This window comes from Jannaschia sp. S6380 (genome assembly GCF_023015695.1).
In the GTDB taxonomy this organism is placed as follows: Bacteria; Pseudomonadota; Alphaproteobacteria; order Rhodobacterales; family Rhodobacteraceae; genus Jannaschia.
Window position 1 is genome coordinate 2,519,632 of the sequence record NZ_JALKAS010000001.1, and the last position, 15,259, is coordinate 2,534,890.

7 protein-coding genes are annotated in these 15,259 nt (G+C 68.4%); all 7 read right to left on the reverse strand.

What is annotated here, in order from left to right; translation table 11 throughout:
- Complete coding sequence (gene malQ, locus MWU52_RS12935) at positions 1-1,734, reverse strand: 4-alpha-glucanotransferase (protein WP_246952655.1); 1,734 nt, start codon at positions 1,732-1,734, stop codon at positions 1-3.
- Positions 1,731-3,455, reverse strand: coding sequence for a malto-oligosyltrehalose trehalohydrolase (gene treZ, locus MWU52_RS12940; RefSeq protein ID WP_246952657.1), 1,725 nt, complete (start codon positions 3,453-3,455; stop codon positions 1,731-1,733). Before treZ ends, malQ begins: the two co-directional genes overlap by 4 nt.
- The gene (gene glgX / locus MWU52_RS12945; RefSeq protein WP_246952659.1) at positions 3,445-5,520 is read right to left on the reverse strand and encodes a glycogen debranching protein GlgX; all 2,076 of its coding nucleotides are present in this window, start codon (positions 5,518-5,520) and stop codon (positions 3,445-3,447) included. Before glgX ends, treZ begins: the two co-directional genes overlap by 11 nt.
- A 7-nt stretch (positions 5,521-5,527) precedes the next feature.
- Positions 5,528-7,723 (reverse strand): 1,4-alpha-glucan branching protein GlgB, encoded by a 2,196-nt coding sequence (gene glgB, locus MWU52_RS12950; RefSeq protein WP_246952661.1) that lies wholly within the window; start codon positions 7,721-7,723, stop codon positions 5,528-5,530.
- Positions 7,720-10,998 (reverse strand): maltose alpha-D-glucosyltransferase, encoded by a 3,279-nt coding sequence (gene treS / locus MWU52_RS12955; RefSeq protein ID WP_246952663.1) that lies wholly within the window; start codon positions 10,996-10,998, stop codon positions 7,720-7,722. The genes glgB and treS (MWU52_RS12955) overlap by 4 nt, the downstream gene beginning before the upstream one ends.
- The gene (locus MWU52_RS12960) at positions 10,995-12,959 is read right to left on the reverse strand and encodes an alpha-1,4-glucan--maltose-1-phosphate maltosyltransferase (RefSeq protein WP_246952665.1); all 1,965 of its coding nucleotides are present in this window, start codon (positions 12,957-12,959) and stop codon (positions 10,995-10,997) included. The genes treS (MWU52_RS12955) and MWU52_RS12960 overlap by 4 nt, the downstream gene beginning before the upstream one ends.
- An 80-nt stretch (positions 12,960-13,039) precedes the next feature.
- Positions 13,040-15,172 carry a maltose alpha-D-glucosyltransferase gene (gene treS / locus MWU52_RS12965; RefSeq protein WP_246952667.1) on the reverse strand — a complete coding sequence of 711 codons (2,133 nt, stop codon included), beginning with the start codon at positions 15,170-15,172 and terminating at the stop codon, positions 13,040-13,042.
- Positions 15,173-15,259: the final 87 nt, after the last annotated feature.

Sequence of the window (15,259 nt, forward strand, 5' to 3'; positions counted from 1 at the left end):
TCATGGCCTCGGGCGGTGCTGGCGCATCAGGGCCGCGATGCGCTGGAAGGTGGGGTGATCGGCGATCGCCTCGATCGGCACGGGGCTGCGCGGTCGCCAGTTCGGATAGGCATCGGTGACGCCGGGCAGGTTGGTGGGATCCTCGGGTCCGACAAGATCGGCCAGGCGGACCCCGGCCAGAAGGCAGGGCGTTCGCGCGATATGAACATGGGCCGCGTCGAGCACGGCATCCGGCAGGTCGGGCGCCCCGGGGTCGGCATCGACACCGAGCGCCGCGATCAGGTCGCGCCGCTCCCGCGCACGGTGTCGCATGTGTTCGGCCGAGGTGTCCTCCGACACCAGGCCATGCGCGGCGCGGCGGTCGATGTCGTCCCCGCGCCACCAGTTGGCAAGGACGGGCAGGTCATGCGTCGACAGGCAGGCCAGCGCCAGATGTGGATAGCCGTCGGCAGGGTGGAAGCCCTTCGCGTCCTGCTCGAAATACACGATCCGATAGCTCAGGACGTTGGCCCGGCGCATGGCCGCGCGAAAGCCGTCGGGCACGAAGCCCAGATCCTCGCCGATCACGACCGCGTTCGCACGCCGCGACTCCTCGGCCAGGACGCGCAGCATATCGGCCATGGGAAAGCGCAGATGCGTCCCCTCGGCCGCCGGTCGCCCCGAGGGGATGAGGAACAGTTGCCAGAGCGCCATGGCATGGTCGATCCGCAGCGCGCCGGCATCCTGCAGCTGTGCCGCGATCATGTCGCGATAGGGCGCGAAATCCCGCGTCTTCAGCGCTGTGGGCGAGGGCGCGGCCAGATGCCAGTTCTGACCCTGCTCGCTGAACATGTCGGGGGGCGCGCCGACATCGAGGTGGGGCAGGGCGGCGGCGGTGCCGGACCAGGTGGCCGATCCGTCCTGCGCCTCGCCCACCGCGAGATCGAGATAGAGGCCTATGCGCATGCCCGCGTCCCGCGCGGCGTCCTGCGCAGCCGACAGCTGCCGCCGCGCGATCTGCTGCAACCAGACGTGGAAGGCGACATCGTCCGCATGTTCGCGTGCGATCGCCTGGGCGGCGGACCCCGTCGGGTCGTGCAGGTCCGCTGGCCAATCGGTCCAGCCGCGGCCGCCATGCAGCGTCGAAATTGTCTCGAACAAGGCGTGTAGAGACAGGGCTTCGTCGACGGGCTTGGCTGCGGGGCCTTCGGCATCGAACCGGCTGCGCAGGGCGGACAGCTTGGCATCGGCTACCGCGCGATAGTCGACGAGGTCGCCTTGCGGCAGTTCGGGCCGCTCGCAGCCCAGCAGATCCGGGGCAATGTAGAGCGGGTTCAGGAACCGCCGGTTCGACGGCGAAAACGGCGAACAGCGCGCGGGTGCCGCGGTGAACAGCGTGTGGACCGGATTGATACCGAGGAAGTCCGCACCCGCCGCGCCGCAGATGCGCGCCAGTTGCGCCAGGTCCGCGAAATCGCCGATGCCCCAGTTCCGGTCCGAGCGGAGTTCGTAGAGCTGACAGAAGATGCCCCAGCCGGGCGCGTCGCGAAGCGAGTCGGGCAGGTGGCACCGTGCGTCGCGCGGCACCGTCATGCGCCGGGGTGCGCCGGGACCCGTCGCCGGGACGTCCGGGTCCTGCCCCAGCCCTCGCAGGATCAGCCGCAGCGTCGCGTCGGGCACCGCGCGCCGCCCGCCATCCGGGTCGTCATAGGCCAGCGTCAACCCATGATGGCGTGCCAGGTCGCGAAGCGTCATCGTTCGATCCAGGCGGCGCAGCTTCGGGGGTGGCCGATCTCCTCCCCGGTCAGATGGAGCGGATCGCCTTCGGGGAGGTCGGCCCTCTCCCAGACTGCGTTTCCGAAATTCGCCCGGATGCGCAGCCGCGCGCCGTCCAGTGCCCAATCGACGGCGACGCAGCCTTCGGGGGCGGGCTGGACGGTGCCCGAATGGCCCGGCGCGTCGCCCAGATGGGGTATAATTTCCCGAGCCCGCAGCGCCAGCAGGTCGCGCATCCGCGCCAGCGTATCGCGACCGGCCGGGGTGTCGCGTGCGGACCAGTCGAGCTTCGATGCCTCGAACGTCGCGCGTGCGATCGGGTCGGGGACATCGTTGGCGGTGAAGCCCTTGAACCCCTCGAACTCGCTCCGGCGGCCGCGGGTGACGGCATGGGCGAGGTCGCCGTCGAAATCGGCGAAGAACAGGAAGGGTCGGGTCTCGCCCCACTCCTCACCCTGAAACAGCATCGGGATATGCGGCTGGAGCAGCAAAAGCGCCTGCGCGGCCGCCAAGGCATCCGGATGGGCCAACGTCGTCAGCCGGTCGCCCCGCGCGCGGTTGCCGGTCTGGTCGTGGTTCTGCAGGAAATCGATGAACCGCGTGGGCGGCTGATGCGCGCTGTCGACGCCCTGCCCGCCGGCGCCCTTGGTCGTGAACCCCTGCGCCGCCGCCTGCGCCAGCATCCGCACGGGGGCGTCGGCATAGGCGTCGTAGTAGCCCTCGGTCTCGCCGGTCAGGACGACATGCGCCGCGTTGTGCCAATCGTCGTTCCACTCGCCGGCCATGGCGTTCGGCCCCTCGTGCAGATGGGTGACGTTGCGATTGTCTTCGGTCGTCAGGTGGACGGAGTGGGGCAGCGTCCGGACCTCGCGGGCGAGCTGCACCAGCAGTTCGGGGTCGGACGGGTCGCGGATGTGGTCGATCGCATCCAGCCGCAACCCGTCGAAGCGATAGTCGCGCAGCCACATCAGCGCATTGTCCAGAAAAAAGCGCCGGACCGGATCGCGGGTGTAGTCGATGGCCGCGCCCCAGGGCGTGTGCCGGTCGGGGTCGAAGAAGTCGGGCGCATAGGCGTTCAGGTAATTTCCGTCCGGCCCGAAATGGTTGTAGACCACGTCCAGCAGGACCAGCATGCCACGCCCGTGCGCCGCATCGACCAGCGCGCGCAGGTCGTCGGGCGTGCCGTAGGCCGGGTGCGGCGCATAGGGCAGGACCCCGTCATAGCCCCAGCCGTGATCGCCGCCGAACTGCGCCACCGGCAGGATCTCCAGCACGGTGATGCCCAGGTCGGCCAGATGGTCCAGCCGGTCGATGGCGGCGCGATAGGTGCCGTCTTCGGTGAAGGTCCCGATGTGGCATTCGTAGATCACGGCCTCGGCCCAGGACCGGTCGGGGTGGTCGTGGACCCAGTCGTAGGTCGCGTCCGCCACGACGCTGTCGCCATGGACGTCCCCCGCCTGCAGCCGCGAGGCCGGATCGGGCACCTGCATCCCGTCGGGCATGCGGAAGCGGTATGGCGTACCCGGTGGCGCGTCGGCGATGCGTTCGAACCAGCCGTCGCCCGCCGGCGTCATCGCCACGTCGCCGTCGGGCAATGACAGCGTGACGGTCGCAACCCCCGGCGCCCAGAGGCGGAACCGCGTGCCGCCTTCGACGGGCACCGCGCCCCATTGCGGCAGCGGGGCCTCCTTATCCGTCATCCTCGGCCTCCAGCAGCAGAAGGGCGCGTCCCTCGATGGCCACGGTCCCGGTCAGGATGTCGGCCGCGCCCCGGGTCATCGCGAAGCCTTCGGCCGTGTCGACGAGGCGGCGCCAGTACCCGTCCGGCAGGACCAGCTCGCGCCCCTCTGCGCCCGCGTTCAGCGCCAGCAGCAGCGTGCGGTCCTCCCGCCCGTGATAGCTGACGGCGAGGGCGCGGCGCTGCGGGTCGTCCCAGGCGTCGGGCTGCATCTCGTCGCCCTGCAGACGGTGCCAGACGACGTGCCGCCCCTCGGGGTTGTCGGGGTCGGCATGCAGATAGCGTTCCGCCGTCAGCAGCGGCCGGTCCAGCCGCACGTCGATCAGCCCGCGCAGGAAGGCCGCGAACGGGTCGTCCATCTTCGACCAGTCGAGCCAGTTCATCTCGCCCGGTTGGCAATAGGCGTTGTTGTTGCCGCCCTGGCTGCGCCCCTGCTCGTCGCCCATCAGGATCATCGGCGTGCCATGGCTGAGCAACAGGGTGGCCAGCAGGTTGCGGCGCTGCCGGTCGCGCAGGGTCACGATGTCGGGGTCGTCGGTCGGCCCTTCGACGCCGTGGTTCCAGCTGACGTTGTGGGAATGGCCGTCGCGGTTGTCCTCGCCGTTGGCCGCATTGTGCTTGTCGTTGTAGCTGACCAGATCGGCGAGCGTGAAGCCATCATGCGCGGTGACGAAATTGACCGAAGCCGAGGGGCGGCGTCCCTCGTGCTCGAAGACCGACGCACTGCCCAGGAGCTTGTCGGCCAACTTCTGCGCCTGGCCCTCGTCGCCCTTCCAGAAGGCGCGCACGGTGTCGCGGTACTGGTCGTTCCATTCGGCCCAGCCGGGGGGGAAGTTGCCGACCTGATAGCCGTCATTGCCGGTGTCCCAGGGCTCGGCAATCATCTTGACCTGGGCCAGGACGGGGTCCTGCAGGACGGCGTCGAAGAACGGCGCATGCGGGTCGAACTGGTCGCGCCGCCGTCCGAGGGTGGAGGCAAGGTCGAAGCGGAAGCCGTCGACATGGCAGTCCTCGACCCAGTAGCGCAGCGAATCCATCACGAATTGCAGCACCCGCCGGTTGTCGAGGTTGAGCGAGTTCCCCGTCCCGGTCGTGTCGTAGTAGTAGCGCGGATCGTCGCCCAGCAGGTAATAGCTGACGTTGTCGATCCCGCGGAACGATAGGGTCGGCCCCATCTGGTTGCCCTCGGCGGTGTGGTTGTAGACCACGTCCAGCAGGACCTCGATCCCGGCATCGTGCAGGCGGCGGACCATCACGCGGAACTCGTCCAGCGCTGCCGGTTGCGTCAGATAGCGCGTGGCCGGCGCGAAGAAGCCCATCGAATTGTAGCCCCACCAGTTCACCAGCCCGCGATCCAGCAGGTGGCGATCGTCGGGGAAGTCGTGGACGGGCAGCAACTCGATCGCGGTCACGCCGAGGCGTTGCAGATGTCGGATCGTCTGCGGCTCGGCCAGGCCCTCGAACGTGCCGCGCAGGGGCTCCTCGACATGGTCGGCGCCGTTGGTCAGGCCACCGACATGCGCCTCGTAGATGACGGTCCTTGCCCAGGGCGTGCGCGGCGCGCGGTCGGCGCCCCAGCTGGACGCATCGGCCACGACCACGCATTTCGGCATGACGAACGCACTGTCGCGGCGGTCGAAGCTCAGATCCTCGCGCTTGGCCCCGACCTTGTAGCCGAACAGGCTGTCATGCCACCGCAACTCGCCCGAATGGGCCCGCGCATACGGGTCGAGCAGCAGCTTGTTGGGGTTGAACCGGTGCCCCGCCTCGGGCGCGTAGGGCCCGTGCACGCGGTAGCCATAGAGCTGCCCGGGGCGCACGTCGGGCAGATAGCCGTGCCAGACCTGATGGGTGTATTCAGGAAGCGGGATGCGCGCGACCTCGCGCCGGCCCGAGGGGTTGAAGAGGCACAATTCCACCTTCTCGGCATGGGCCGAGAACAGCGCGAAATTGGTGCCGGCCCCATCCCAGGTCGCGCCAAGACGCGTCCCGGTGCCGGGGAGAAGACGATAGCCGTTTGCGGACATGATGTGCCTAGCTGGATGCGGTGTTCGGGTCGGGCGTCAGGATCAGGGTTGCCAGGGGCGGCAATGTCAGGCTGGCCGACACGGGCTGGCCATGCCAGCCGGCGCCGTTGGCCGTGACGGAACCCCCGTTGCCCGATCCGGTTCCGCCATAATCGACGGCATCGGAATTGAACACCTCGCGCCAGGGCCCGTCGCCCGGCAGTCCGACGCGAAAGTCATCGCGGCGGACGGGGGCCATGTTGCAGATGACGGCGACCGGCGGGTCGCCCTCCATGCCGACGCGCAGGAAGGTGAAGACGTTGTTCTCCGCGTCTCCGCCGTCGATCCAGCGGAAGCCCTCGGGATCGCAGTCGCGGACATGCAGCGCTGGGGTCTCGCGATAGACCCGGTTCAGGTCACGCACCAGGCGCTGCAGCCCGGCATGGTTGGGATCGTCCAGCAGGTGCCAGTCGAGGCTCCGGTCATGCGACCATTCCCGCTCCTGCCCGAACTCGCCGCCCATGAAGAGGAGCTTCTTGCCCGGATGCGTCCACATCCAGCCCAGATAGGCGCGCAGGTTCGCGAAACGCTGCCACGTGTCGCCGGGCATCTTGCCCAGGAGGCTGCCCTTGCCATGCACGACCTCGTCATGGCTCAGCGGCAGGACGAAATCCTCGCTGAAGGCATAGTGCAGGCCGAAGGTCATCTTGTCGTGGTGCCAGCGGCGGTTCACCGGATCCTCGGACATGTATTGCAGCGTGTCGTGCATCCAGCCCATGTTCCACTTGAAGTCGAAGCCGAGCCCGTCCTGGTCGACGGGGCGGGACACGCCCGGAAAGGCGGTCGATTCCTCGGCGATGGTCAGGCCGTCGGTGCGCTCGGCCACCTGGATGTTGGTGTCGCGCAGGAAGCGGATCGCGTCGAGGTTCTCGCGGCCGCCGAATTCGTTCGGGATCCATTCGCCCGCATCGCGCGAATAGTCGAGATAGAGCATCGAGGCGACGGCATCGACGCGCAGCGCGTCGACGTGGAATTCCTTCAGCCAATAGAGCGCCGAGGCGCGCAGAAAGTTCGCGACCTCGTTGCGGCCGAAATTGTAGATCAGCGTGTTCCAGTCCTTGTGGAAGCCCAGCCGCGGGTCCTCGTGCTCGTAGAGGGCGGTGCCGTCGAACCGCGCCAGCCCGTGTTCGTCGGACGGGAAATGCGCCGGCACCCAGTCCATGATGACGCCGATGCCGCGCCCGTGCAGATGGTCGACCATCGCGGCGAAATCGCCCGGCCCGCCGAAGCGCGACGTGGGGGCGAACAGGCCGATCGGCTGATACCCCCAGGACGGCGCGTAGGGGTGCTCCGAGAGTGGCAGGAACTCGACATGGGTGAAGCCCATCTCCTCGGCGTAGTCGGCCAGCATCGGCCCGACCTCGGCATAGGGCAGGACGCGGTCGCCGTCGCCGCGCCGCCAGGACCCCAGATGCACCTCGTAGATGGAGATGGGGGCCTGCCGCGCGGGCGGCCGGTCGCGCCCCGTCCAGCCGCCGTCGGTCCAGTCGTGGTCGATCGGCCCCGTGACGATGGAGCCGGTGCCGGGCGCAGGTTCCTGCCGGAACGACATCGGATCGGCCTTGAGTGGCAGGGTCTGGCCATGCACACCCACGATCTCGAACTTGTAGAGCTCGCCCACCCCCATGTCGGGCACGAACAACTCCCACAGCCCGCCGCCCAATCGGCGCCGCATCGGATGCCGGCGCCCATCCCAGGCGTTGAAATGACCCACGACGCTGACACGGCGCGCGTTCGGCGCCCAGACGGCGAAGGCCGTGCCGGCGACACCCTCATGCTCGGTCGGATGCGCCCCGAGCCGTTGCCACAGCTCCTCGTGCCGTCCCTCGGCCATCAGGTATTCGTCCATGTCGCCCAGAACCGGGCCGAACCGGTACGGATCTTGCCGTGTCCACTCGTGGTCGCCCGCGCGGCATTTCAGGCGATAGTCGAACGCCTTGCGCTTGCGCGGGAAGGTGGCGTGGAAGACGCCCTCCGGGTGAATGCGCTCCATCTCGGCCAGGGGCTTGCCCTTGGGGTCCGTCACCGTGACGGTGCCCGCATCGGGCGCGAAGGCGGCGATGCCGCGGCCCTTGTCTGCCGGGTGCTGGCCCAGCACGGCGAATGGGTCGGACAGGCGGCCGCGCACGATCGCGTCGCAGGTTTGATCGTCGGGTCGGCTCATGCCGTCTCCTCCAGAACGTGAAGCATCCCGCGCAAGGGGACGTCGATCCATGCGGGACGGAAATCCCGCTCGTAATCGACCTCGTAGGCGCATTTGCGCAGCAGGTAGAGATCGAGAAGCGCATCCTCGAACGCGCTGTCGTCGGGGCGCAGGGGGTTCTGGCCCATCGTCTCGCGCCAGGCGGTCAGGAAGGCCCCCGACGTGGCGGCCCGCCAGTCGCGCACCTGCGCTAGCGTCCGCTCCGGGTCGGCCCCGGCCTGAAGCCGCCGGTCGAGCGCCGACCAGAGCGCGTAATCGAAACTGCGCAGCATGCCGGCCACGTCGCGCAGTGGCGAGGACTTGGCCTGCCGCTCCTCCAGGGACCGCGACGGCTCGCCCTCGAAATCGATGATGGCGAGATCGTTCTGCGCCACCAGGACCTGCCCCAGGTGATAATCGCCATGCACCCGGCAGGCGCCCCCCGAAGGTGCGCGCGTGCCGACGCTGCGGATCCGATCGAGGATGGCGTCGCGCCGGGCCAGCACCTCATGCGCGATCGGGGCGGCCTCGCCGTCCAGATCCGTCTGAGCTAGCCGGTCGAGGCTCCGCGCGACCTCGGCCTCGGTCTCGGCCACCAGGTTGCGCAAGCTGTCGGCGTCCAGCGGGTCAATCCCGAACGCCCCTTCGCCGGAGCCGAGCGCGAGGTGCATCTCGGCCGTGCGTTGCCCCAGAAGCGTTCCGAGGTCGAGCGCGCCGACGCGCAGCGGATTCTCGTCACGCCCCCCGTGTCCGACCTCGCGCGCCTCCATCTCGCGATCCAGCCCCTCGGTCACGAAGGCCCAGGCGTCGCCCTGGTTGCGGACGAAATCGGAGGCGGCGGCGAGAACCGTTTCGACCCCGTCATCGGCACGCCAGATGATCGTGCCCAAAAGGGCAGGGGTGGCGGTGAAATCGGTCTCGTTGGTCAGGAAACGCCCGACCTCGATATCGGGCTGCAGGCCGGGGCGCAGGCGGCGATAGAGCTTCAGCACCATGCGGTCGCCGAACGCGATCGAGGCGTTCGACTGCTCGGCCCCCATCAGTCGCGGCGTGCCGGGATCGTCGGGCAGGTTCGCACCCTCGAACACCAGCGTGCCGCCCTCGCCGGGCACGTCGCGCCCCGCGCGCATCGCCCGGAGCAGGGCCTGGGCCAGCGCCTCGTCGGACGCACCGTCCATCAGTGAGCCGACCGTGTTCGCCCGCCTCAGCCGCGCCAGCGTCGCCGGCAGGCGCGGCGACATGGCGGTCGCGTCCTCGTCCCAGACCGCCGAGAGGGGCAGGAAGTAGCTCTGCGTCTCGCCGCCGGTCTCGACCTCGGCCACCGCCAGCAGGTGCTGCCCATCGCCCATCTCGCCCAGTTGCCGCAGATGCGCGGTGCGGATGCCTTGGCCCTTTCCGGCGAACCAGCGCTGCAGCCCGACATAGGCCGGCAGCGACCGATCCTGGAATTGCTTGCCTTCGCGCCCGGCCAGCGCGCCCGACAAGCGGCCGTTGCGGGTGGTGATGGTGACGAAATCGGGCAAGGTCGGGGTGAAGGGCGTATGCCAGGCCGGGGCCTCCTCCTCGGCGCAGAGCAGGAACCAGAAAAACCCGTAACCCGGTAGCGTCAGCATGTAGGGCAGCTCGCCCACCGGCGGGAACGGTGACTGGCCGACCAGCTCCACCGGCACGCGGCCCTCCCAGCGGCTCAGGTCGATCTCGACGGCCTGGGGCGCGCGGCTGAGGTTGGCGACGCAAAGGACGGCGTCGTCACCCTCGGCCCCGGGCTCGACCCCGCGCGTCCGGCGGACATAGGCGAGCACCTTGCGGTTCGCGGGATAGAGCAGGTCGATTTCGCCCCGCCCGAACACGTCGTGCTTGTGGCGGACCGTCACCATCCGGCGCAGCCAGTTCAGCATCGAGGACGGGGAGGCGGCCTGCGCCTCGACGTTCACGCCCTCATAGCCGTAGATCGGGTCCTGGATCACGGGCAGGTAGAGCTGCTGCGGATTGGCGCGGCTGAAACCGCCGTTGCGGTCGGCGGACCATTGCATCGGCGTGCGCACCCCGTCCCGGTCGCCCAGGTAGTAGTTGTCGCCCATCCCGATCTCGTCGCCGTAATACATGATCGGCGTGCCCGGCATCGACAGGAGCAGCGAATGCAGCAGTTCGATCTTGCGACGGTCGTTCTGCATCAGGGGCGCCAGCCGGCGGCGAATGCCCATATTGATGCGCGCCCGCCGGTCCGAGGCGTAGGTATCCCAGAGGTAGTCCCGCTCCCGGTCGGTGACCATCTCCAGCGTCAGCTCGTCATGGTTGCGCAAAAAGATGCCCCACTGGCAGTCCTCGGGGATCTCGGGCGTCTGGCGGATGATGTCGGTAATCGCGTGGCGATCCTCCTGGGCCACGGCCATGTACATCCGCGGCATCAGGGGGAAGTGGAAGCCCATGTGGCATTCGTCGCCCTCGCCGAAATACGGGCGCGTGTCCTCGGGCCACTGGTTCGCCTCGGCCAGCAGCATCCGGCCCTCGTAATGCGCGTCGAGGTCGGCGCGGATCGCCTTCAGCACGTCATGCGTCTCTGGCAGGTTCTCGTTGTTGGTGCCGTCGCGCTCGACGAGGTAGGGGATGGCATCCAGCCGCAGGCCGTCGACGCCCATGTCCAGCCAGAAATGCATGACCGACAGGATCGCCTTCATCACCTCGGGGTTGTCGAAGTTCAGGTCTGGCTGATGGCCGAAGAAGCGGTGCCAGTAGAACTGTCCCGCCTCGGCATCCCAGGTCCAGTTCGACGTCTCGGTGTCGTTGAAGATGATCCGGGTGGTGTCCATCCACTTCGAATCGTCGTCCGACCAGACGTAGAAATCCCGCTCCGGGCTACCCCTGGGCGCGCGGCGGGCGCGCTGGAACCAGGGGTGCTGGTCGCTGGTGTGGTTGATGACCAGTTCGGTGATGACCTTGAGGCCCCGGGCATGGGCCGCGTCGACGAAGGCGCGGAAATCCTCCATCGTGCCGAAGGCCGGGTTGATCGCCTCGTATTCCGAGATGTCGTAGCCGTCGTCGCGCATCGGCGAGGGATAGAACGGCAGCAGCCAGATCGCCGTCGCGCCCAGGCTTTCGACATGGTCCAGCCGGTCGGTGAGGCCGCGAAAGTCGCCGATGCCGTCGCCGTTGGAATCCTGGAACGCCTTGACGTGGCATTGATAGATCACCGCATCCTTGAACCAGTCCGGCCGGTCGATCACGCGGCCTTCGCCGATATCGGCCTGCGCGTTCATCGCGTGCCCCCCGGGGGCGTCAGCTTCCAGATGGCGTAGGGCCGGTCCTGCGGGTCGAGACGCAGGCGGTGGTCGCGGCCATGCCACGTGAAGCTGTTGCCCTGGATCAGGTCCTGCACCTCGACCGAGGCCTCGGCGGGCAGGCCGAACTCCCACATGGGGACTTCGAAGCCGAACTCGGCGCCCTGATGCGGGTCCAGCAGGACGTGGAACAGCACCGCGTCGCCGGTTTCCGCATCGTGGCGCAGCCAGGACAGCACCCGATCGTCATGGGCGGGCACGAAGCGCAGGTTGCGCATGTCGCGCATGGCCGGATGTTCGCGGCGGATGCGGTTGATCAGGCGGATGTCGTCCTTGATGTTGCCCGGTGCGTCGAGGTCGCGCGGGCGCAGCTCGTATTTCTCGGAATCGAGATATTCCTCCTTGCCGGGCATGGGTGCGCCCTCGCAGAACTCGAACCCCGAATAGAGGCCCCAGTTGCCGGCGAGCCCCGCTGCCAGGACCGCGCGGGCGCGGAAGCCCGGTCGCCCGCTGGTCTGCAGCGGGACCGGGTTGATGTCGGGCGTGTTGACGAAGAAGTTCACGCGCATGTAGTCCGCACAATCCGTCGTCGTCAGTTCCGTCAGGTACTCGGTCAGCTCGGCCTTGGTGTTGCGCCAGGTGAAGTAGCTGTAGCTCTGGTTGTAGCCCAGCTTGGCCAGGCGCTTCATGACCTTCGGACGCGTGAACGCCTCCGATAGGAAGACCGCGGTGGGGTGTTCGGCGCGGACCTCGGCGATCAGCCATTCCCAGAACGGGAAAGGCTTGGTGTGCGGGTTGTCGACCCGGAAGCACAGCACGCCGTGGTCGGCCCAGAACAGGAACATCTCCAGCACGGCGTGCCAGAACGGCAGGTTCGGGCTGCCGTCGTCCAGGTAATAGCGGAAGTTGACGATATCCTCGTATTTCTTGGGCGGGTTCTCGGCGTATTTGATGCTGCCGTCGGGGCGCCATTCGAACCAGTCGGGATGCGCCTCGAGCCAGGGATGGTCGGGCGAGGAGTTGAGCGCGATGTCCAGCGCGACATCCAGGCCCTTCTCGGCCGCCGCCGCAACCAGGTGGTCGAAATCGTCCAGCGTGCCCAGTTCGGGATGCACCGCCATGTGGCCCCCTTCCGCGGACCCGATGGCGTAGGGCGAGCCGACATCGTCCGGCCCCGCGGTCAGGGTGTTGTTCTTGCCCTTGCGATTCTTGCGGCCGATCGGATGGATCGGGGGGAAATACAGCGTGTCGAAGCCGAGGTCGGTGACGTAGTCGAGCTTGCCCTCGACGTCGCGGAAGGTGCCGTGCCGCCCGTCCTCGCCCCAGGACCGCGGGAACAGCTCGTACCAGGCCGAGAAGGCCGCCGCCTCGCGGTCGATCCAGATCGGAAAGGTCTCGGACTGGGTCAGGTTCGCGCGCGGCCCGATCCGTTTCATCAAGGCGCGCGTGTCGTCGCGCATCAGCACGTCCTGGCCGTCGGGGCCGTCGGCAGCCGCGCGCAGATCCTTCAGCGCCTTCAGATCGGCCCCCTTGGCCTTGGTGGCGGCCAGGATCTGGCGGCCCTCGATCATCTCGACATCGACGGACTGGCCGGCCGCGATCTTCTTGCCGGTGTCGCGCGCCCAGGTGCCGAACAGGTCGCGCCAGGCGATCACGCTGAACTTGGCCGGGCCCGGATGGTCGAAGACGTGACGCCCGCGCCAGCGATCGTTCACGTCATGCGCGAGCGCGATCTCGGTCATGGCCTTCTGGCCCGGCAGCGCCACCATAACAGCCGCGCCCAACACCTCGTGCCCGTCGGCCAGGATATCGGCGGCGAACCGGGTCGGCCATCCGGCAACGGTCTTGGCGGCGAACCGGCCGCCATCGACCGTCGGCGCCACTTCCTCGATTGCGAGGCGGGCACGGCTGAGACTGCGGGGGGGATCGTTGCGCGTCATATGGGCGAAACCTCTCGTGGCGGCGTTCCAGGGGTTGAACGCGGGCTGATGGGGCTTGTTCCGCGCCTGCGGGCGATGCGTCAGATCGGCAGCGCGTGCGCGATCCGCAGGGATTGCCCCTCCAGCGGGCCGATATCGACCTGCAGAAGCCCGTCCTCCTGCATGTCGCCGACGATGGTTTCCTCGATCATGTCGAAGATCGGGCCGGCGCGCATGTCCGACAGATCCACCGTCTCGACCACGCGGTCGCGACCGAAGTTCAGCACCGTGACCTGCGTTCCGCGCCTGTCCGGCAACTCGTGCACCATCATCAGCAGACTGGGCGACGTCACATCCGGAATGGCGACCTGCCGGCTGGCGGCCAGGCCATAGGATTCGCGGACCTCCAGCAGCCGCCGCAACCGCGACGCGAAGCTCTCGGGATCGTCCAGCTGCCGCGTCAGCGGGCCGTAAAGGGCACGGGCCTTCGGCAACCCCTCGGCCGAGCGGTCGGCGTCGGGCGCCACCTCGGCCAGGTCATAGGCGCCGCGCTCGATCCAGCGCGTGTCGCCATCGGCCATCATCCCGGCGACCTGATCCTCGGGCAGGGGCAGGGCGCCCACCATGTCCCAGCCCGACAGGGCGAACACGCCGGGCTGGAAGGCGTTGTACATCGCCAGGAGCAGATGCGCCTTGCGGATCTCGGCGATGTCGCTGTCGGTCAGATCGTCCAGACTCTCATGCCCCAGTGCCGCCGCGATCAGGCTCGCCGTCGTGCAGGCCACGCCATTCGTCACGAAACGCAGGTTGTAGGGCGCGCGCGGACCGCTGATCGCCTCGTACATCGTCTCGCGGATATGGGTGCGCAGGGTGCGGCCCTGCCAGGACTGACCGGCGAAGGTGAACATGTCGTCGGCATGCAGGGTCCAGAAATGCACCAGCTCCAGCGTCAACTCGTCATGGTTCTGCAGCGCATGGATCAGGGAGGCCGGGTCGATGCCGTAGTCGTGCACCATCCGCAGCATCATGCGCAGGAACTCGGTATCGGCGGTCACCAGCGCGTGGTGATAGGCCGGCCGGGTGATGAAATCGTAGCTGAGATCCGCGCCCCCGCCCGACATGGCGGCGATGTCGTCGACCGTCAGGTTCAGTTCCTGGAACGAAAAACCGCCCGCCTTGCGGATGATCCCGCCCAGAAGCTGGTTGCCGGTGACCGAAAGCGGGTGTCCTTCGGACCAGGCCAGTTCGCCCTCGCGCCGTTCGATGCCCAGGAAACCGTTGGCATCGAGCCGCAGGCCGCGCGCGCCCAGCACGTCCAGCGAGTGCAACGCATCGCCGGTGATCATCTGCTGGGCCGCGTAGGACGGGTCGAGCCAGTTGAGACTGGGCTGCCCCTCCTTGAAGTAATGCAGGTAGACCCAGCGCCGCTCGATCCCGTCGACGCCGGTGACGGGGCCGGTGGCGGACCAGTCCGTCTCCTTCACGCCCGGCTCGAAGAAGATGACCCGCTGCAGCTGTCCGACGATATATTCCTTCTCGGCCAGCAGATCGACGGTCTCGGCCGGCAGGTTCACGACCTCCCGCCCCTCGGGGATCTCCGGCAGCAGATCCCAATCGGCCGGCGCGATCTCGACCATGTGGTAAAGGCCGGCCCAGTCCTCGTGGCGCATGGTGGCCAGCCGGAAATCGGGGCCCTTGCCGGTATGCGAGGGGATGATGTCGTCGATCACAACGGCGTTGTGCGCGGCGGCCATACGGCTCAGCGCGATCAACTCCTCCTGCGAGCCGAGCGCGGGATCGGTGTCGAAGCCCACGCGGTCGAAATTGCCGTCGATCGTGGGCGTCCAGACACCGTCGCGATAGCCGCCCGACCGCTTCGTCGGTCCGGTGTGGATCGCGCGGATGCCCACCTGGCTGAACGCGCGCCACAGGTCCGCGTCGCCCAGCGTGGCCAGCACCGTGTCGCCCTCGCGGGTGATGACCGAGGATGGATAGGTGGTGATCCAGACGGGGGCCACGGCGGTCGCCGCGAGCGGCCGCGCCATCGCGTAGGGCCGTTTCCACAACCGACCCTGGCCGCCGTAGTCGCGCGCCAGATGTCGGGCCTGGCCCAGCATCGACAGCCCCTCGAGCGTCGCAACGTCGTCGGGCGCCGGCGTCGCCACCAGCGATCGCCCGCCGCCCTCCCGGTCCTCGGTCGCGGTCTGGGTGCTGCGATCGGTGGTGTCGGGCATGGCGGCTCCTTCGCGGTTCGGATCGCGGTGCAGGATACGCGGCCCACGGCTTCGGGGACAACGCGCCGGGGTGGCGCCGGGGTTCCA